Genomic DNA, 2,778 nt, shown 5'->3' on the forward strand with positions numbered 1-2,778 from the left:
GCGCACCGGCGGCACTGAAGAGCACCAGCGCACCGGAATGCGCACCACCCCGACCATGATCACCACAGCCCCATCCACCCGACCACGGACTCGGGTGGACGCACACCCGGCACCCCTAACCACTACGGTCAGGGCCACGGCCGGGGCATTACGCAAGCCTGACCACAGCCGCCCGAACCCCGACCATGGACCCCACCACAGCAGGCCACAACACTGCGCAGACTGCGCAGGCCATTGCGCAGCCGACCGCGCAGCACCTGCGCAACCACATCCCGCCACGGACACCAGCTGCACAACACCCCGCGGTCAGCGCGTCACTCAGAATCCTCGTGGTTGCGTGTCGCGATGCGCAGCAGTTCGCGTTGCCGCCGCTGCTGCGGATCCTTGCTGCCGGCATCGGTCGGGAGGCGACGGCTGTCGGCTTCCCAGGCGGAGCAGGGGTTCGAAAGCCGACCCTGCCTGAGTCCTGGTGCCTTCGGTGCTCGTAGGGAGAGCGCTGGTTCCCGCTGCTTTGGGGCGCTCCTGCAGGTGCCCGCCCGTCTTCCCGGGTGCGCGGCCTGCTGGGTGCCAGGCGAGAAGGCGCGGGGCGGGCAGACGACGGGGGATGCCTACCCGCCCCGTGCACGACGGCCCGCGCGGGGGATGCGGGCCTCGCGGGCCGTGGGTGCGGCCCACCGGGGGATACAAGTCCCGCACCGCCGCCAGCAGTTCTGCCACCGCTTCGCCCGGGATTGCCTCATGTGAGACCGGCATGAAGCGGACCACGACCGGTTGCACCGATATGGCCTCCGATGCGGCCTCCCGGTCGGAAGCCGGCCCGGTTGGAGCTACGCGTCACCCGTGACCAGAAGACGGCCTGCCGGGGCGGGCGGGAGTGGTGTTCGGCGACGGTCCGGACACGGCACCGGTGCACTGACCGATCACGGTCGGGAGGGAGAACCATCCGGCCGAAGCTGTCTGCAGTCGCGGCCGGGGGTTGTGGTCAGGCCGCGTCGAGCCGCCGGTGCCGCCGAGGGGCCGTGCGCCGCCGCGTACCTGCCTGCTGCCTGCCGCCGGGAAACAGGTGCAGGTGCCGGCGACGGGCGTGGCGAGGCGGCTGGACGGTGCGGGTGAGCCATTCCTCGATGCGGCTTGCGGTGTACAGCAGCACGGCCATGACCGGCAGGAGCAGACACGCAATCAGCAGCACTTGCCTCCCCCTTCACGGTCGGCGTTCCGTCAACGGGTGCCCGTACTCGGCCCGGCGACCAGATACGGGTGTGAAAGTGCTGTGCCTGTTGCTTTCGTGCGTCCTCACAACAGAGGGCGTCCCGAGGGGAGGCCGCCGGGGTCGTCGAGGAGGGCGATGTGGGCGGTGATGCGCTTGCCGACCGGCTCGCGCCGCGCTTCGAAACTCCGGCAGACGGCCATGACGATCTCCAGGCCGTGCTGCCCGACCCGGCCCACATCCGCCGCCCGGGCCATCGGCAGCACCGGACCGGAGTCCCATACCGCGACCTCCAGCAGGTTCCCAGTGATAAGCAGGTCCAGCAGCACCGGGCCAGGCGCGTACTTACGAGCGTTGGTGACCAGCTCACTGACCACCAGCTGCGTCACAGCTAGAACGCGGGCGGAGGTGAGCCGATGACCCGTGGGAAGAGGTTCACCGTCATATCGTGCGCAGGGTGGATGCCAGTGGGATGCGCAGGGTTATGACAGTGGGAGCGCAGAGCCCGTGTCAGTAGGCGGTACCAGCTCGGAGAGCATCCGCAGGCTGTATGCGACGTTGTCGTCGAGGACGTCGGTGATGTCGCCGCGGGTGACCATGTCGGCTGCAGCGAGGTTTTCCAGGGCTTGTCGCTGGGCTGCGTCGGTGGTGTCGATGCCGCCGTCTACCCAGACGCGGAGGAGAACCTCGGCCTCCACGGGCTGGATGGGGCCTCGGATGTCCGGGCGGGGGTTCTTCCGCCCGGCGATGGCTTCCGCCTGATCGGGTCGCAGGACATCGAGGCGCGGGGCGGTCGTGCACCCGTCGGGCGGGATGTGCCGCAGGACGAGCACGCCGCCGCCAAGCACCGCAGCCGGCGCGGTGCTCCAACGGGCCGGGAAGTCGGCTCAATCGGAGCTAGGGTCCGTCTTCAACCCGCATCGCGGGCAGCCGCTGGGCGGTCGAGGAATGCTTCCAGACCGCCAAGCAGGAATGCGGCCTGAACGACTACCAGGTCCGCCGCTATCCCGGCTGGCACCGCCACATGACCCTGGCCATGGCCGCCCACGCCTGCCTGACCGTCCTGCGGGCCCGCCAGCTGGACGCGGACAAAGCAGAAACGGATCCTCCCCGCTCATCCACCTCAGCCTCGCCGAGATCAGACGCCTGATCACCCGCCTCACCAACCGCCGGCCCACCCCGGCCGACCACATCCTGCACTGGTCGACCTGGCGACGACGCCAGCATCAGGCCCGCACCTGCCACTACAAACGACGAGGCCACAGCCCATAAGTACTAGGGTCCGTCTTCAAAGATCATCAGATCGTGGATCATGGTGGGGTGGTACGTCGTCATGAACTCACTGACCAGGAGTGGGAGTTGCTCGCTCCGCTGATACCGCGGGCTGCGACGGGCCGGCCGCGGGTGTCGGACCGGCAGGTCATCAACGGGATGGTCTACAAGATCCGCACCGGCATCTCGTGGCGTGACCTGCCCGAACGCTACGGGCCTTGGCAGACGGTCTACACCCGCTTCCGCCGCTACGCGATCGACGGGGTGTTCACCCGGGCCCTGCAGCAGATCCAGGCCCG

3 protein-coding genes and 2 pseudogenes are annotated in these 2,778 nt (G+C 69.1%); 2 read left to right on the top strand and 3 right to left on the bottom strand.

Annotated elements, in window-relative coordinates; translation table 11 throughout:
* Positions 1-982: 982 nt before the first annotated feature.
* The 3 genes and pseudogenes from B7767_RS22360 to B7767_RS47355 form a co-directional block, all read right to left on the bottom strand.
* A complete protein-coding gene (locus B7767_RS22360; protein WP_085573769.1) occupies positions 983-1,189 on the bottom strand; it encodes a hypothetical protein in 207 nt (68 codons plus the stop codon).
* A gap of 104 nt (positions 1,190-1,293) precedes the next feature.
* Positions 1,294-1,608 (bottom strand): annotated as a pseudogene (locus tag B7767_RS22365) (ATP-binding protein); the annotation flags it as partial.
* An 81-nt stretch (positions 1,609-1,689) separates the two neighbouring features.
* The gene (locus B7767_RS47355; RefSeq protein ID WP_218775813.1) at positions 1,690-1,905 is read right to left on the bottom strand and encodes a hypothetical protein; all 216 of its coding nucleotides are present in this window, start codon (positions 1,903-1,905) and stop codon (positions 1,690-1,692) included.
* A gap of 218 nt (positions 1,906-2,123) precedes the next feature.
* Between B7767_RS47355 and B7767_RS22375 the strand changes: the two are divergent.
* Together B7767_RS22375 and B7767_RS22380 are read left to right on the top strand one after the other, a co-directional pair.
* Positions 2,124-2,357, top strand: a pseudogene (locus tag B7767_RS22375) (IS701 family transposase); the annotation flags it as partial.
* Between the two features lie 209 nt (positions 2,358-2,566).
* A partial coding sequence (locus B7767_RS22380; protein WP_143652583.1) for a transposase occupies positions 2,567-2,778 on the top strand: 212 nt, incomplete at its 3' end.

Source organism: Streptomyces sp. 13-12-16 (genome assembly GCF_002114215.1).
In the GTDB taxonomy this organism is placed as follows: domain Bacteria; phylum Actinomycetota; class Actinomycetes; order Streptomycetales; family Streptomycetaceae; genus Streptomyces.